The organism is Streptomyces africanus (assembly GCF_002150735.1).
Lineage (GTDB): Bacteria > Actinomycetota > Actinomycetes > Streptomycetales > Streptomycetaceae > Streptomyces > Streptomyces africanus.
On the sequence record NZ_MUKA01000638.1, the window covers coordinates 1 to 1,132 of the forward strand.

A 1,132-nucleotide genomic window follows, 5' to 3' on the forward strand; every position below is an offset into this window, starting at 1 on the left:
GCCCCCCTCCCGAGCCACCCGCCTGCTCATCCCCTACCTCCGTCTCGACGCCCCCGTCATGGACCTGGGCCTCGACCCCGAACACCGCCTCACCGCACCACCGGAGGACGATCCGAAGCTGGTCGGCTGGTACCGGAACGGCGCCTCACCGGGCGAGCGGGGCACCGCCGTGGCCGTCGGGCACCTCGACACGGACAGCGGTCCCGCCGTCTTCGCGGGACTGCCCGAGCTCACACGCGGCCGCATCGTCAAGGCCCGCCGCGCCGACGGACGGATCGCCGTCTACACCGTGGACCGGGTCAGGTCGTACGAGAAGGCGCACTTCCCGAGCCGGGAGGTGTACGGCCCCCGGGGCCGCCCCGAGCTGCGCCTGATCACCTGCGGCGGCAGCTACGACCGCAGGAAGGGCTACTCCGGCAACGTCGTGGTCTTCGCCCACCTCACCGGCGTCCAGTGACCCCGTCCGCCTTCTCACCAGCTGGACCGAAAGCCCGGATTCCGCCAAGTGTCTTCCCCAGGCCGGGCACATTCCGTTAACTTCCGTGACCCACAGCCCCGTACGAGCCGCACGGGGCTTCCGACCGCGGAGCACCAGCGCCCTGAAGACCCCTCGGGGGCACGCCATGACACGCGCCATCTCCCTGCACGACGTGAGCAAGGCCTACACGCGAGGCGCCCGCGTGGTGGACCGGCTGTCGCTGGACATCACGCCGGGCGAGTTCCTCGTGCTGCTCGGCCCGTCCGGCTGCGGCAAGTCGACCGTGCTCCGGATGATCGCCGGCCTGGAGGAGATCGACGAGGGCGAGCTGCGGCTCGACGGCGAGTACGCCAACGACCTGCCGCCCTCCGGACGGGACATGGCGATGGTCTTCCAGAACTTCGCCCTGTACCCGAACATGACCAGCCGCGCCAACATCGGCTTCCCCCTGCGGATCGAGGCCCCGGGCACGGACCCCGGGCCGCGCGTGGACGCCACCGCCCGGATGCTCGGCATCGAGGACCTCCTCGACCGCCTGCCCGGCCAACTCTCCGGCGGCGAACGCCAGCGGGTCGCCATGGGCCGGGCCATCGCCCGCCACCCCTCCGCCTTCCTGATGGACGAGCCCCTCTCCAACCTGGACGCCAAGCTCCG

At 71.7% G+C, this 1,132-nt stretch carries 2 protein-coding genes; both read left to right on the forward strand.

All coding sequences use genetic code 11. The features are described 5' to 3' along the window. The coding region (locus tag CCL05_RS42970) for a class F sortase (protein ID WP_107400598.1) at window positions 1-457 on the forward strand (457 nt) is incomplete at its 5' end. 166 nt (window positions 458-623) lie between these two features. Then, a partial coding sequence (locus tag CCL05_RS42975) for an ABC transporter ATP-binding protein (RefSeq protein ID WP_143590065.1) occupies window positions 624-1,132 on the forward strand: 509 nt, incomplete at its 3' end.